Genomic DNA, 13,877 nt, shown 5'->3' on the forward strand with positions numbered 1-13,877 from the left:
GAGGGAGGGGGACCGGGAGAAGTTATGCATTCCGCGCACGCGTCGGGCATACTGATTCGCGCGGCGCAGGCTGTGGATCATCGAAGTGACGGAACGCATAGTCAGCACAGCCGCGTGGCATCGGATCGGTCCTTCCGGCGCAGCCATGACCGGGCTTCTGGCGCCCGCGACACAAGGACTGCAAAAATCGTGATAAAAGCGCGTGCATTGGGCACGTCAGCGCCCTGCTGGATCGCCTGCAGGGCCGCGCAAGTCAAGCCAACAGCCCGATCCCGCGGCGCGTTTCACGCTATATCACGATGAAGTGCGAAGGTGGTTGCATGCCCCGAATCCCTTTGCTAAAGGCCGCCGCCTACCCGGGGGCCATCGGCTTCCACCTCCCTGATGTGCGGTCGTGGCGGAACTGGTAGACGCGCAACGTTGAGGTCGTTGTGGGCGAAAGCCCGTGGAAGTTCGAGTCTTCTCGACCGCACCATTCCCAGTCAAAGATGAGCATTTAGGCCTTCTTTGAGGCGGCGGCGGAAATCGCTGCAGTTTCGATGGTAGCGTGTGCGCCATGCCCGATGAAGTGGGATTCGCTACTCTCGCCGACGATCACTTCATTGATCAATATGCGCACATGGCTTCATCGAAGCGGTGAATTATTGCCGCAGACGGGCCGCTTTGAGCGCTCGACCATGTGGGACGTCACGAGGTTGCCACGGTGGAGCTGGCACTCCAGGAGAGTGCGGGTTCTGACAAGGCCGCGATAGGTGGCGCTCCCGACGCGGTTACCTGCTTTGATCCGAACGGCTCAGTTGCTTGCCTAAAAAGGCATACTGACCCAATTGCCGATAGTTGGTTTGCCAAGGCCCAATCTCCATCCTAGGATTTACCGGAAAAGTTACCGGTAATCTAATCGGGCGATGGGGAGAGATAGACGGTGCGGCACAACATATCGCGGAATCACTTGATGGCATCTGTTGGGGCGGTCGCCCTGGGATGCATTTGCTCAGCAGCACCTGTGCATGCGCAAGATGGGGAGGGGGCCGGGTCCCCTGAAGCGCGGGCCGCCGCGGAGCAGGAGTCGATCGTCGTCACCGGATCACGCATCCGTACCAGCGGTTTCAACTCCCCTCAGCCGCTTACCGTGATTGGCGCCGAGCAGATCAGGAACCTCGTGCAGACCAATTCGCAGGATGTTCTCAACAGCATCCCTCAGATCACCAGTGCCATTTCCGACACCAACCCGGGCAATGCGTCTGGCGCGGAGGTGGGGTCGGCGACGGCGAACCTCCGTGGCCTGAACCCTTTTTACGGAACCCGCACGCTCACGCTGGTGAACACCCGCCGCTTCGTGCCGACCGGGGACGGTGGGGCCGTTGACCTCAACCTCATTCCCAGCGCCCTGATTGCGCGGGTGGAGACCGTCACGGGTGGCGCCTCGGCCGCTTATGGCTCGGACGCTGTTGCGGGGGTCGTGAACATCATCCTCGACACCAAGATGACGGGCCTGCGCGCACAGGTTGATTCCGGCCTCACCTTTCGTGGCGACGGGCGCAAGATCCATGGGTCGCTGGCCTATGGCACCTCTTTCGCGGGGGATCGCGGTCACATCATCGTCGGGGTCGAATATCAGGATCAGGATGAGATCGAGAGCTGTTTCAATGCCCGTCGCTGGTGTCAGGCCGGCTGGGATATCTTCGAGAACGCCAATAATATCCTGCCCAATGGCCAACCGTCGGGATACAATGTTCCGGGCTCGCCGGGCTTCGGGCTGCCCAACTATGTTTTGGGCCGGGATTCCGCGCTGGCATTCAACACACCTTATGGCGTCGTGCGCAATCGCGCGCCCGCCCCGCTCGCGGCACGCAACTATCGGTTCACGGCTGATGGCAGGGGAATCGTGCCCTTCGATCAGGGCGAGTTCGTCAACAACAGCACCATCGGCCAGGTCCAAGGCAGCGATGGCATTTCGAACTATGACGATGCCAGCCTTCAGGCCGGGCTGGAGCGCATTGTCGCTTATACGGCCGCGGAATTTGCCCTCAGCGATAGCCTGACGCTTTCCGGAGAGTTCAACTATGGCAAGCGGATCGCCCGGGCCGCCACGCTGACGGCAGGTCCGCGATCCACCTTCTTCGTAAAAGCCACCAATCCCTATGTTCCGCAGGAGCTTGCCGCTCTGCTGGGCGGTGCCTCATTCAGTTTCGGCAAGGATCTTGACGGTCAGATCCCGTCCTACAGCCGCGCGGAGGTGGAAGTGTACCGGGGCGTGATTGCCCTCTCAGGCGATCTCGGCGGAAGCTGGAAATGGGACGCCTATTACCAATATGGGCACAATGAGCGTAATCAGATGCGCAATCGCTCGCGCGTCAACACGCCCTTCACCTTCGCTCTCGATGCCGTTCGCGCGCCGGCGGGCAATGTGGTGGGGGTCGCTCCTGGCACGATCGTATGCGCCGAGTTGTTGAAGCCGAACCCCAACCCCATTGCGGTCGGTTGCTCTCCGGCAAACTTCTTCGGCCTCGACAATCTAACGCAAGCCGCGATCGATTATGTCTATCGGCCGGTGTTCGAAGACTTCGTCTATGATCAGCACGTCCTGGCCGCGAGCATCACCGGCGATCTGTTTGGCGGCATCGGCGCGGGGCCGATCGGCTTTGCGGCGGGCGGCGAGTATAGAACGGAAAGCGGCAACGTCACCCATGGCGACATTCCCAACTATCTTGATTACGCTTTCACCTTCGGCCTGGATTACGGCGGAAGCATCAAGGTGCTTGAAGGCTTCACGGAACTCAACGCGCCTTTGCTGGCCGGGCTGCCAGGAGCCGAGCGGCTCGATCTGAACGGCGCGATCCGGTACACGCGCAACAGCGCCAAGAACCGCATCACCGACGAAGCGAAGTCGACGACAGCCACCAGCTGGAAGCTCAGCGCCATTTACGAGCCACTAAGGGGCGTGCGGTTTCGTGGATCGCGGTCGCGCGATATCCGCGCTGCGGGCTTCCGGGAGCTGTTCCTGCAGCAGGTGCCGACCGACCCTGGCACCTCGCAGGGCACCGTCCGCAATCCCAATGGGCCCGGCGGCAACGCTAATGATGCCACGCCGATCCTGAGCGGCGGCAGCTTCCAGCTGGGCGCTGAGAAGGCGGACACGACGACAGCGGGGATCGTGCTGCAACCTGCCTTCGTCCCGGGCCTGCGCTTTTCGGCGGACTGGTTCGAGATCAAGCTCAAGGATGCGGTCACCACGCTGTCCGGGCAGTCGATTGTCGATCTGTGCGATCAGTTCGACACCTTCTGCGACCGCATAACATTCAGCGGCGGCAATCTAGCCGACATCAGCTTCATCGATGCCCGTCAGGTCAATCTGGGCCTGATCACTTATCGCGGCCTTGATTTCGAACTGGAGTACAATCTCCCGCTGTCCGACGTGGCAAGCAATTGGGACGGCGCGCTGACCCTGCGGGTACTTGCGGCGCATCAATATGATCTCAAGGTCCAACCCGACCCCAATGTCCGTGCCCTCGATTATGCCGGCATGACCGGGCCTCTCGTGGGCCGAGCCGACTTCAATCCGGCACCCGCATGGCGGTGGAATGCATCGGTCACTTACAATCAGGGTGGCTTCACGAGTGTGTTGCAGGTGCGGCGGATCGGCTCCGGCATTGGCGACGTGACCAAGGTCGGTCCTGAGGACGAGGGCTATGATCCTTCTCTTCCCAACAGCATCAGCGTCAATCGTTTCGATGGTGCGACCTATGTGGATCTGGCGATGACCTATCGCATCCCCTTCGGCTCGGGCGATCAGAACTTCGAGATTTTCGGAAAGATCGAGAACCTGTTCGATAAATCGCCGCCGATTGCGGTTGCTACCGGCGGGAGCGGCGGCTCGCCTTACCCCACGAACCCTGTGTTCTTCGACACGCTGGGCGCTCGCTTCCAGACCGGTGTGCGGGTGAGATACTGAGGCTGAGGGAGGGCCGGTTTTCGGCCCTCCCGTTAAGGGGGGCGCCCACCCGTAGTGCTTCGTATAAGCTCTGAAAGCGCCTGTTCAGACGCGCTCCACCGCCAGCGCCAAGCCCATGCCCACACCCACGCAAAGGGTGGCGAGCCCGCGTTTGCCACCGGTCTGTTCCAATTGACGCACCAATGTCAGCGCGAGGCGCGCGCCCGACATGCCGAGCGGATGCCCCAGCGCGATGGCGCCGCCATGCGCATTGACGTGCGCCGCATCGTCCTCCAGCCCGAGCGACCGGAGGACCGCCAGGCTCTGGCTGGCAAAAGCTTCGTTCAGCTCGATCGCGTCGAAGTCGCGGATGGTGAGATCGAGACGCTGCATCAGCTTTTGCGTGGCCGGCACCGGGCCGATTCCCATTAGCCCGGGCTCTACGCCTGCCGCCGCCGCGCCGAGGATGCGCGCACGCGGCGTCAGCCCAAAGGTCTTCGCGGCCTGCTCGGTCGCGATGATCATCGCCGCCGCGCCGTCATTGATGCCGGACGCATTGCCGGCGGTGACGGTGCCCTCCGCACCGAACAAGGGCTTTAGCCGCGAGAGTGTTTCAAGGGAGGTGGTAGGGCGCGGGTGCTCGTCGAAGGACATGAGATCCGTCTCTCCACGCACCTTTCCCGGCACCGCGACGGGCAGAATTTCCCCATCGTGAAAGCCGCTGCTTCTGGCCGCGGCGGCACGCTGCTGGCTGCGGAGCGCAAATTCGTCCTGATCCGCGCGGCTGATCTGGTATGCCGATGCGACATTCTCGGCCGTTCGCGGCATCGTCTCCGTACCGTAGGCGGCATCCAGCGCTGGATTAATGAAGCGCCAGCCCATTGTGGTATCCATCAACTGCTGATCGCGGTCGAAAGCGCCTGTGGCCTTGCCCATGACGAGCGGCGCGCGGCTCATGCTCTCCACACCGCCGGCCAGCGCAAGTTCCACCTCGCCTGTGCCGATCGCGCGCGCGGCCGCGCTGACGGCCTCCAGGCCCGAAGCGCACAGGCGGTTGTGGGTTACGCCCGGCACCGTGACAGGTAGCCCGGCAAGCAAGAGGCTCATCCGCGCGACATTGCGATTGTCCTCGCCCGCCTGATTGGCGCATCCGTAGAACACCTCCTCGATCGCGGCTGGGTCGAGCTGCGGATTGCGTTCGAGCAGCGCCTTGATAGGCAACGCGCCCAGATCGTCCGCCCTTATGCCGGAGAGGCTGCCACCATAGCGGCCGATCGGGGTGCGGATGGCATCGCAGATGAAGGCGTCTCTCATGCCTCTTGCCCCGATCCGGAGAGGCCTCGCGCTCCGGCCGTGAGTTCCAAGGGGACCCCGGTGAGCGCACGGAGATCGTCAAGGCCGAGGCCATCCACCATGTCGATGACGCGGGCGCCTGCCTGCCCGACCTCGAAGGTCGCAAGATCGGTGTAAACGCGGGACACGCAGGCCAGCCCTGTCAGCGGATAGCTGCACTCGGCCACCAGCTTGCTTTTCCCCTGCCGGGTCAGCAGGTCCATCATCACAAAGGTCTGCCGGGCGCCGATTGCCAGATCCATCGCGCCTCCGACAGCCGGGATCGCGCCTTCCTCGCCGGTGTGCCAGTTGGCGAGATCGCCGGTCACGGACACCTGATACGCGCCCATCACGCATATATCGATATGTCCGCCCCTCATCATCGCGAAGCTGTCCGCATGGTGGAAATAGGCGCCGCCGGGCAGCAGGGTGACCGGCTGCTTGCCTGCGTTGATCAGTTCCCAATCCTCCTCGCCCGGCGCTGGCGCAGGCCCCATGGCGAGCAGTCCATTTTCGCTCTGGAGGAAAATGTCGCGGTCTGCTGGCAGATAGTCCGCGATCTTGGTTGGCAGTCCGATGCCGAGATTGACGTAGGCGCCCTCCGGGATGTCCTGCGCCACGCGCTGGGCAAGCTGATTGCGGTCGCGTCGGTTCATGGCAGGCTTCTCCTCATGCGGCGGCCACGTTCCGGCGATCGACCTGCACCACCCGCTGGACAAAGATGCCGGGCGTCACGATCGCTTCAGGATCGAGGGCGCCCAGCGGGACGATTTCGGACAGCTGAGCAATGCATGTTCTGGACGCCATCGCCATGATCGGGCCGAAGTTGCGGGCCGTCTTGTTGTAGACGAGATTGCCCCAGCGGTCGCCGCGATGCGCCCTGATCAGCGCGAAGTCCGCCGAGATCGGATATTCCAGCACATAATCGCGCTCACCGATGCGGCGGGTTTCCTTGCCCTCTGCGAGTTGCGTTCCAAAGCCGGTGGGCGTGAAGATTGCGCCAAGGCCCGCACCGGCGGCCTGTATCCGTGCTGCCAGATTGCCTTGCGGCACCAGTTCGAGCTCGATCTCTCCGGCCCGATAGCGCGCGTCGAAATGGTGGGAATCGACCTGGCGCGGGAAGGAGCAGATGATCTTCGCGACGCAGCCGGCTCGGATCAATGCCGCGAGGCCGGTTTCGCCATTGCCCGCATTGTTGCTGATGATGGTGAGGTTGCCCACGCCCCGCGCAATCAGCGCGTCGACGAGTTCGTCCGGCATGCCAGCGGTTCCGAACCCGCCGATCATCACCGAGGCGCCATCAGGAATATCCGCTGTCGCCTCGATCAGGGATGCAAAGGTCTTGTCGATCATGATGTTAAATCCAGGAGGCCAAAACCGAGTGGATCACGCGGGGTAGGGCAGGGGGCGAACGCCGATCCGCCCAAGGCGCCCATGTACCGCCGCCATCGGCTAGCCGGAGCGGGTTTGCTCCGTCTCAAACCGGGAGGCGACGAAGATCAGAAAGCCGCCAACGGCCGCCGAGCACGCCACGATTCCCATCGAATAGCGCAACGCGTGGACGCCAAGATCGGCGAAGATCGTATCGTTCATCAGGCCGATGCTGGTGGGCCCGATGAGATCGGCCAGAAAATTGCTGGCGAGGAGCGCGAAGGCCAACCCTGTCGCGCGCAGACCGGCGCCCGATACGTCCATGCAGATGGCAACCGTCGACGCTTGCGACCCCATGATCAGCATTCCGGTCAGCAGATAGGCGGGCATCCACACCCAATAGTCGTCTGCCATCAGATAGGTCATTTCGGCGGGCGCCCCCAGCATCAGCATGATCCCCGGCACCCAGAAGCGCCAGCGATGGTCACGCCGGGCAAGTCGGTCGGTGACCCATGCGCCGACAAGCGCGCCGATCAGCAAGGCCGGGCCGCGCGAAATTCCCGAAAGCACGCCAATTTCCGTGGGAGACAGTTCCCGAACCCGGACCAGGAAGGCCGGCGCCCAAACGCTGTTGGCCTGCAACGTCACGCCAGCCAGCGCGAACCCGGTGATCACGAGCAGGAAAGCCGGCGAGCGGCGCCACTGAGCCCAGGCCGCTTTCAGGCTGACCGGCGCAATGGCCTTGCCCTGGGCGTCCTTCTCGCGCTCCGGCTCGCGCACGGTGAAGATGGCCAACGGCACGAGGATGATCGCCGGCAAAGCTAGAACGTAGAAAGACGCGCGCCAGCCGTAGCGATCCGTGACGTAGCCGAGGCTGCTCATCATCACCAGAACGATGACCGCGCCGAAAATCCGCAGGCTCGCAAGGGCCATCCGGCGGTTTTGCGGCGGCACCAGATCGTTGACCATCGCGCTGGAAGGCGCGTTACCCGATGCCTCGCCGATCCCCAGCAGCATGCGCGTGAACAGCAGGCCGAAAAAGCTGGTGACCATTCCCATCAAGCCGATGATGAGGCTGTAAAAGCCAAAACCGATGGCGATGATGTCGCGACGGCTGTAGCGATCGGCCAGACGCGCCAGGGGCACGCCGGCGACGGCATTCAGCAGGAAGAAGCCGATGCCCGCGGCCAGGCTCATCTGGGTATCGGTCGCGCCGAGCTCCAGCTTGATCGGCTCCAGATTGAGCGCCAGCAAGCCGCGATCGACCATGTTGAAGCCGCTGAAAATCCCCAAGATCGTCAGTGCCCAGAGCTGCTGACTGGAGAATTTGGTGGCGGCTGGCTTAAGAGCGCCACCGGCAAGGCCGGGCCGAGCATCCATAATCAATCCTTCCGAGCAGCGCCGCGCCGAGACCGGACCTCGGCGGGTTCAAGTATGCCGTTGCGGTTGGTATCCTGGGCATCGAAAGCGGCAGCCTTTCGACCGCCGGATGCCCATTCCGCGCGCGAAAGCTGGCCGTTCCCGTCGCTATCCAGCGTCGCGAGGGCGCCCAGCCGGGCTGATGGCGGTAATGGCTTGAGCGTGAAGAGCCCGAAGGCGCCGACGCATGACGATGTCACTGCGCAACCTATGCCGATCAACTGTGGCCAGTTCATTGCGTCCCTCCGGCTCGACAGCGCGCCCTCATCGGCGTACGCTCTCCCTCACATAAAACCTATATATCCAGATTAACGGCCTAGTAAAGCGCGGATTGGGAGGGAATGGCTACGAAAGGACCGTTTCAAGCCTATTTGGACTTGATGTTGAGACGGACGACGTCCCCTCGATAGGTGTTCCGCGCAAACAGAACGAGAATGCCGTCCGCATCGACCACATAGCGCTCGATCTGCGCGACAGGGGCGTTGAGCGGGATCTGGAGGGAAACCGACGCGTCGAGATCCGCCACGCCGATGGTCATGATCTGCTCCACATCGGCAATGGCGAGGCCATCGATGTCGGCGACCAGCTTCAACGCCGTCTTGCTGGTGAACGCCGCGCGCGGAATCTTGTTCGCCCAGCGCTCGGAAATGAAGACCTCGGCGATCATATAGGGCTGGTCATCGCGCCAGTGCCGGCGGCTCAGCTTGCGATAGGCCCCATCGGCAACGCCAAACTCGATTGTTCCCGCGATGCCGACCTTGCGTTCTTCGCCGATCAATTCGATCTGCGCGCCTTCCCGCGCCTGGAGCAGGCCGAGGAAGTTGGTCTCCAACTGGCACCAGATCTGATCGCGCGGTGCGCCGGTGACGAACGTGCCTTTGGCGCGGTATCGGCGGATCAGACCTTCCTCGGCCAACATGCCGAGGGCCTGCCGGACGGTCTCCCGCGCCACATCATAGGACAGGGCCAGCTCAACAACGGTCGGTATCTGGCTGCCGACTTCCCACACACCCGTCTCGATATGGCGGCGGAAGACGGCCGCGAGTTGATGATAGCGCGCGATGCCCCGGCTGCCGAGATCGGCGGCTCCTGCGGGCCGGCCACCAGGGCCTTTCGGATTGGACCGGGTTGAATGCGTGCTCACAGCCTGTCTCCGTTACAAAGAGTCCGCCATTAGCTGCCGGGCTGCCTTCCGTAAAAGGCTTTGATCGCTCCCCATGATATACCAATTGGCACCCTTGTCCGAGAAGTAACGGCGCTCCGCCTCACTGGAAACGACGACGCCCTTGATCTTTTCGCTGTCTGCCACGGCCTGAAAAATCGAGGTCACGATCGCTTCGACAGCGGGGGAGGAGGCGTCGCTTTCGCCCAATGCGACGGCCAGGTCCGCCCGACCGATCACGATCCCGTCCACGCCCTCAAGCTCCAGAATCGCTTTCGCCTCATGTGCCGCGTCCGGATGTTCGATTTGCACCAGAACAAGGACATCGTCCGCGGCATCGATGACGTCACGCATCGAGCCCGAACCGTAATTTGCGTGGCGCGGCGCGCTCGAATAGCCTCTTTTGCCGCCCTTATAGCGGGCGCTCGCGACCACGGCGCGTGCCATCTCCACCGACGCGACATGGGGAACCATGATCCCGGCGGCCCCAAGATCCAGAGCGCCGCAGATCGAGCTGCTCTGAGCGTCGGCAACCCGCACCAATAAGGGCAACTGCGCCGCGCGTCCTGCCAGCATCATGAGATCGAGCATGCCCCGGTCGAAAGGGCCATGCTCCGCATCGATCACCGCGAAATCCGGCTTCTCTAGCGCCAGGATCTCGACAATCTGTGGCGCGGGCGTCTTGATGAACAGCCCGCGAGGCGCTTCCCGGCTCATGCCGCCGGCTCCGCATGGACCTGATATTCATGTGCGTTGAACACCCAGCCCTTCGCGATGAAGTCGGCGCGAGGCGGCGCGAACACGTCGACCAGCACATGCTTGCCGTCTCCTACGCCTTCCGTGGTGTGGATGATCTCGGGCGGAATGACGACCACGCTGGAAGGGCCGGCAGGCAGATGCTGATCCTCCTGCCAGAGCCGCGCATCGCGGCCCCAAGGGGTCCGCAGATGGTGGGTGAACTGGCCTTCGATGGCCAGGCTTGCCTGCTCCAGATCGGCATGGGCATGGGGGCTTAGCGCGCTATTGTCCCGCAGCCCGTCATATTCGACCCAGTTGATGCTCATGGTTTCGCTTTGAAGGAAACGCAGCCTGCCATTGTCGGGCGGAATGGTCACATCCTCGATCCGGTGAATGCGGACATCCCCCCCATGCGCGATGCGCTCATAAGCCTTGCCCACGGGACGCACCCGCGCGTCATGCGAAGCATAGGCGTCGGCATTGCGGGGCATCGCCATGTCGGCCTGCTCACGATGGGTCGCGAGAAGATAGAAGGCCGCCGGCCGGTCCAACGCGAAGGCATAGGCGCCGGCCGGGATGATGACCACGCTATGGCCGGGCAGCGCCATGGCCCGATCTCCGCTCAGCGTTCCCCCGGCATGCGGAAGAAGCAGGATGATCTCCCGCTCCGAAGCGAAGCGATGCGATGCGGCGGGGCCGCTCTCGACCCGCTCGATGGAGAAATTCTGCGCTCTGGCAGCGGTGCGGCCAAGCTCATCGGCAGGAGCGGGCATCAGGTCCACGAGCATGGGCGTTCGCACTGGCTTGTTCATGTGTTCGGCCCTCAATAGGTTGCTTCGTTGGCGCGCTTGAACTTGCGCGCCAGTTCGAAGCTCTCCTGCGTTACCGCATATTCGGCGCCGCCCAGTCGCGACACCGGACGGGCTGCGAGCGTGTCAAAATGCCCGTCTTCGTGCAGATAGCCGGGCGCAATATGCATCCCCACCACCTCGCCGAACGTGACATTCGTCTCCGGGCCCAGATCGCCGCCGCCGAACGAGATCACCTTGATGACCCGGCATTCCAGGCTGCAGGGCGAGGCGGCAACGCGGGGCGCGGCGACGACCCGGCAGGGCGCTTTTTCGATCCCGAAATGCTCGAATTCGTCGACGCCGTAAGGCACCGGCGAGGAGGTATCGTTCATCGCTTCGAGCTGACTGGCAGCAACGAGATTGAAGACGAATTCGCCGGTCTTCCTGACGTTCGCCAACGTGTCCTTGGCCGGCCGATCCTCCGGCGTGTTGCAGGAGAACATGAGGATGGGCGGCAGGTTCGAGACGATATTGAAATAGGAGAAAGGCGCCAGATTGGACTTGCCGTGCTCGTCGACCGTGCTCAGCCAGCCGATGGGCCGGGGCGCCACGATGGCATTGAAGATACCCCGTTTGAACGACGCGCTGTCCTTCGGATCGAAAAAGAGGGGCTGAACATTGGCCATGATTATTCCGATCTTTCGGCTGCTACGCGACGCTGCTTGAGCGTCTGCATGATTGCGGGCAGGCGACTGCGCGCCTGATCTTCAAGAGACTGGTAGATGGAGCGGCCCCGGGCATCGATGCCGACGGTGAGAGGGCCGAGATTTTCGACTCTCATCTTGCTCAGCCTGAAATGCGATGGAAAATCCCGCCATTCGACGGCGAGAACCTCTTTGATCGCTTCGGACAGGATCGGGCTCCCGCCGCCAAGCAGCGACAGGTAGACGCAGCCTGTCTCCGCCATGACCTGGGCGACATCGGCGCCCAGGCCGCCCTTGCCGCCAACGATGCGCAAGTCCAGATCCCGGATAATCTGCGGCATATAGGCATCGAAGCGGCGGCTGGTCGTGGGATTGACGTACTGCACATCATACCCACCGTCGGGCCGCGCCTCGATCATGTGCGGGAGATGGATGAAAACACCTTCAAACGTCAGCGGCAGCGGCAAGTCGCGATCGAAACAGTCGATCATCCGCTTGTGGGCCGGCAGGCCGCCGGTGACGACGATATCGCCGCTCAAATAGACCAGATCGCCAACATTGAGCGCGGCCACCGCTTCCCGGGAAGGCGGGCATGTGATCGAGACGACCGCCATCAGAGCAGTCGTTCCACGCGGCCATCGCTATGGAGCCGCGCCTTCGCCCGCCGGTTGATCCAACAATTGAAGCAGACCGCGACCGGCGTGTAGCCATGACCGAAAGCATAATCGATGTGGACGGCAAGCGCCGTGGTGCTGCCGCCAACCCCCATCGGGCCGAAACCCGTTGCATTGGCCGCCTCGGTCAGCCGCTCTTCCATGGCCGCGAGCGTTGGATTGGGGTTGAGAGAGCCGATCTCACGATAGGTCGCGCGATTGGCGAGTTTGGCCGTCAGGTCGAAATTTCCGCCAATTCCCACGCCAACAACGACGGGGGGGCAATGCTGAGACCCCGCTTCGATGATGGCATCCAGCACGCAGGCTTCGATGTCTTCCAGCGAAGGCGAGATCAACGTGCGCAAGGATGCCCAGCGTCCGGACCCGAGCGCCTTGGGCACACAGGTGATGTCGATATAATCGGCATTGCCGAGCAGATCGACGGTAATGGCGGGCATGTCCTTGCCGGGCCCGCCGCGCTCGTTCGTGAGGGGATTATTGACGTGTTTGAGAAGGGGCGGTGAAATGGTCTCGACAAGATGGTCGAAGCCGCGGGTAATGGCGGCCTTGAGGTCGCCCTGCCACTGTGCCGCCCCGCCGATTTCGACGAAATAGGTCGGCACACCACTGTCCGAGCAGACGAATGTGTCTCTCGCCTCTGCGAGACGCGCACTTCGCACCATGAGATCGAGCGTTGCCCTGGCGCTGTCCTGCGCTTCATTTTCCCGAGCAGCTTCCAGCGCCTGGACCGTATCCGGCGGAACCCTCCGCAATGCGGCTGAGTAGAGGGATTCCGATATCTCCTGGACCAGATCCTCGGTAATCATGACAAGATAATACCCATATAACTAGGTTTTAGTTCTAGGAGTCGCGATCGGCACGGTCAAGGCATTTTCATGCCGAGCAGGGCGGCAGGATTGTCTGAAAGGCAGCGACGGAAAGCCTCTTCACCCACCCAGGACCGGAGCTGATTGAGCAGGGCCGACGGGTCGGGCACCTGAGCGGTCCGTACAAAGGGCCAGTCCGATCCCCAGATCACCCGGTGGGGTGCCGCGTCTACAAGTGCGGATACGACCGGCTGCATGTCGCTATAGGCGCCCGGCAGTGCCGACCGCCGAAAATAGGTCAGCTTGACCCAGGCCATGCCGGTGGCGATGGCATCCAGTAGCCGGTCGAAGCGATAGGTGCCCGGACGGTCATCCGGGGAGAGACCGGCCAGGTGATCGAACACCAACGGCATATCGCTCCCAGCGTCGCCAAGCGCCAGATCAGCGCATTGCTCCAAACTTCCCCACACATGGGCGTGAAGCCCGAGAGCGCGCATGTCGCTGCGCAGATCCTCAAGTTGATCAAAGCCTTGCGTCCCCGGATAGGGGCCGCCGTCCGGCCCCGGCACGCCGACAAAACGAAGGGCGACGACGCTTGCGCTTCTTAATGCTGCCAGCCTATCTCGATCGATCGTCGCGCTGACAGAGCCGACTCCCAGCAGCCGGCCCTGGCCGTGGCGCAAAGCATCCAGCAGGGCGCTATGATCGTCGCCATAGAGGGAGGGCTGGATGAGAAGCGCATGATCGAACCCCAGCCGGTCGAGCGTCGCAAGATGCAGGTCGCGGTCGGCGGACGGAGGCTCGTAAGCGCCGCCTGGTGCGAGCGGAAAGTGCGGACGCGGCCCGAAAACATGGGTGTGGCAATCCCAGGTGCCGGCCGGCAGGATGTGCGGAGGACGACCGTCGCCGGACATTCCGGAGTTGCTGGTCATGCTTCTGCCTCCTGACG

At 62.9% G+C, this 13,877-nt stretch carries 13 protein-coding genes and 1 tRNA gene; 2 read left to right on the plus strand and 12 right to left on the minus strand.

The annotated features are described in order from the left end of the window. Positions 1-388 precede the first annotated feature (388 nt). Both M2337_RS04620 and M2337_RS04625 read left to right on the plus strand, forming a co-directional pair. A tRNA-Leu gene (locus M2337_RS04620) sits at positions 389-475 on the plus strand. Positions 476-1,003: 528 nt separating this feature from the next. Further along, entirely contained in the window at positions 1,004-3,952 is a 2,949-nt protein-coding gene (locus tag M2337_RS04625) for a TonB-dependent receptor domain-containing protein (RefSeq protein ID WP_264571857.1), read from the plus strand. Between the two features lie 84 nt (positions 3,953-4,036). Here M2337_RS04625 and pcaF read toward each other — a convergent pair whose 3' ends face one another. The 12 genes from pcaF to M2337_RS04685 form a co-directional block, all read right to left on the minus strand. Beyond that, the gene (gene pcaF, locus M2337_RS04630; RefSeq protein WP_264571858.1) at positions 4,037-5,245 is read right to left on the minus strand and encodes a 3-oxoadipyl-CoA thiolase; all 1,209 of its coding nucleotides are present in this window, start codon (positions 5,243-5,245) and stop codon (positions 4,037-4,039) included. Continuing rightward, positions 5,242-5,919: a 3-oxoacid CoA-transferase subunit B gene (locus tag M2337_RS04635; RefSeq protein ID WP_264571859.1), complete on the minus strand. Its 678-nt coding sequence runs from the start codon at positions 5,917-5,919 to the stop codon at positions 5,242-5,244. Before M2337_RS04635 ends, pcaF begins: the two co-directional genes overlap by 4 nt. Positions 5,920-5,932: 13 nt before the next feature. Beyond that, a complete protein-coding gene (locus M2337_RS04640) occupies positions 5,933-6,616 on the minus strand; it encodes a 3-oxoacid CoA-transferase subunit A (protein ID WP_264571860.1) in 684 nt (227 codons plus the stop codon). Between the two features lie 99 nt (positions 6,617-6,715). Beyond that, complete coding sequence (locus M2337_RS04645; RefSeq protein WP_264571861.1) at positions 6,716-8,014, minus strand: MFS transporter; 1,299 nt, start codon at positions 8,012-8,014, stop codon at positions 6,716-6,718. Positions 8,015-8,016: 2 nt separating this feature from the next. After that, positions 8,017-8,289 (minus strand): hypothetical protein, encoded by a 273-nt coding sequence (locus M2337_RS04650; RefSeq protein WP_264571862.1) that lies wholly within the window; start codon positions 8,287-8,289, stop codon positions 8,017-8,019. Positions 8,290-8,420: 131 nt separating this feature from the next. Further along, the gene (locus M2337_RS04655) at positions 8,421-9,197 is read right to left on the minus strand and encodes a GntR family transcriptional regulator (protein ID WP_264571863.1); all 777 of its coding nucleotides are present in this window, start codon (positions 9,195-9,197) and stop codon (positions 8,421-8,423) included. A gap of 12 nt (positions 9,198-9,209) precedes the next feature. Then, positions 9,210-9,932 (minus strand): HpcH/HpaI aldolase family protein, encoded by a 723-nt coding sequence (locus M2337_RS04660; RefSeq protein WP_264571864.1) that lies wholly within the window; start codon positions 9,930-9,932, stop codon positions 9,210-9,212. Then, entirely contained in the window at positions 9,929-10,765 is an 837-nt protein-coding gene (locus tag M2337_RS04665; RefSeq protein WP_264571865.1) for a hypothetical protein, read from the minus strand. The genes M2337_RS04660 and M2337_RS04665 overlap by 4 nt, the downstream gene beginning before the upstream one ends. An 11-nt stretch (positions 10,766-10,776) precedes the next feature. Next, positions 10,777-11,430, minus strand: coding sequence for a flavin reductase family protein (locus M2337_RS04670; protein WP_181558506.1), 654 nt, complete (start codon positions 11,428-11,430; stop codon positions 10,777-10,779). Positions 11,431-11,432: 2 nt separating this feature from the next. Continuing rightward, positions 11,433-12,062: a fumarate hydratase C-terminal domain-containing protein gene (locus tag M2337_RS04675; RefSeq protein ID WP_264571866.1), complete on the minus strand. Its 630-nt coding sequence runs from the start codon at positions 12,060-12,062 to the stop codon at positions 11,433-11,435. After that, positions 12,062-12,928: a fumarate hydratase gene (locus tag M2337_RS04680; RefSeq protein WP_264571867.1), complete on the minus strand. Its 867-nt coding sequence runs from the start codon at positions 12,926-12,928 to the stop codon at positions 12,062-12,064. The genes M2337_RS04675 and M2337_RS04680 overlap by 1 nt, the downstream gene beginning before the upstream one ends. A 56-nt stretch (positions 12,929-12,984) precedes the next feature. Beyond that, positions 12,985-13,860: an amidohydrolase family protein gene (locus M2337_RS04685; protein WP_264571868.1), complete on the minus strand. Its 876-nt coding sequence runs from the start codon at positions 13,858-13,860 to the stop codon at positions 12,985-12,987. Positions 13,861-13,877: the final 17 nt, after the last annotated feature.

This window comes from Sphingobium sp. B2D3A, assembly GCF_025961795.1.
Lineage (GTDB): Bacteria > Pseudomonadota > Alphaproteobacteria > Sphingomonadales > Sphingomonadaceae > Sphingobium.

Bases quoted from the DNA above. Each gene is read 5' to 3' on its own strand.
- pcaF (WP_264571858.1), bottom strand. From the start codon at position 5,245: ATGAGAGACGCCTTCATCTGCGATGCCATCCGCACCCCGATCGGCCGC.
- M2337_RS04635 (WP_264571859.1), bottom strand. From the start codon at position 5,919: ATGAACCGACGCGACCGCAATCAGCTTGCCCAGCGCGTGGCGCAGGAC.
- M2337_RS04640 (WP_264571860.1), bottom strand. From the start codon at position 6,616: ATGATCGACAAGACCTTTGCATCCCTGATCGAGGCGACAGCGGATATT.
- M2337_RS04645 (WP_264571861.1), bottom strand. From the start codon at position 8,014: ATGGATGCTCGGCCCGGCCTTGCCGGTGGCGCTCTTAAGCCAGCCGCC.
- M2337_RS04650 (WP_264571862.1), bottom strand. From the start codon at position 8,289: ATGAACTGGCCACAGTTGATCGGCATAGGTTGCGCAGTGACATCGTCA.
- M2337_RS04660 (WP_264571864.1), bottom strand. From the start codon at position 9,932: ATGAGCCGGGAAGCGCCTCGCGGGCTGTTCATCAAGACGCCCGCGCCA.
- M2337_RS04665 (WP_264571865.1), bottom strand. From the start codon at position 10,765: ATGAACAAGCCAGTGCGAACGCCCATGCTCGTGGACCTGATGCCCGCT.
- M2337_RS04670 (WP_181558506.1), bottom strand. From the start codon at position 11,430: ATGGCCAATGTTCAGCCCCTCTTTTTCGATCCGAAGGACAGCGCGTCG.
- M2337_RS04675 (WP_264571866.1), bottom strand. From the start codon at position 12,062: ATGGCGGTCGTCTCGATCACATGCCCGCCTTCCCGGGAAGCGGTGGCC.
- M2337_RS04680 (WP_264571867.1), bottom strand. From the start codon at position 12,928: ATGATTACCGAGGATCTGGTCCAGGAGATATCGGAATCCCTCTACTCA.
- M2337_RS04685 (WP_264571868.1), bottom strand. From the start codon at position 13,860: ATGACCAGCAACTCCGGAATGTCCGGCGACGGTCGTCCTCCGCACATC.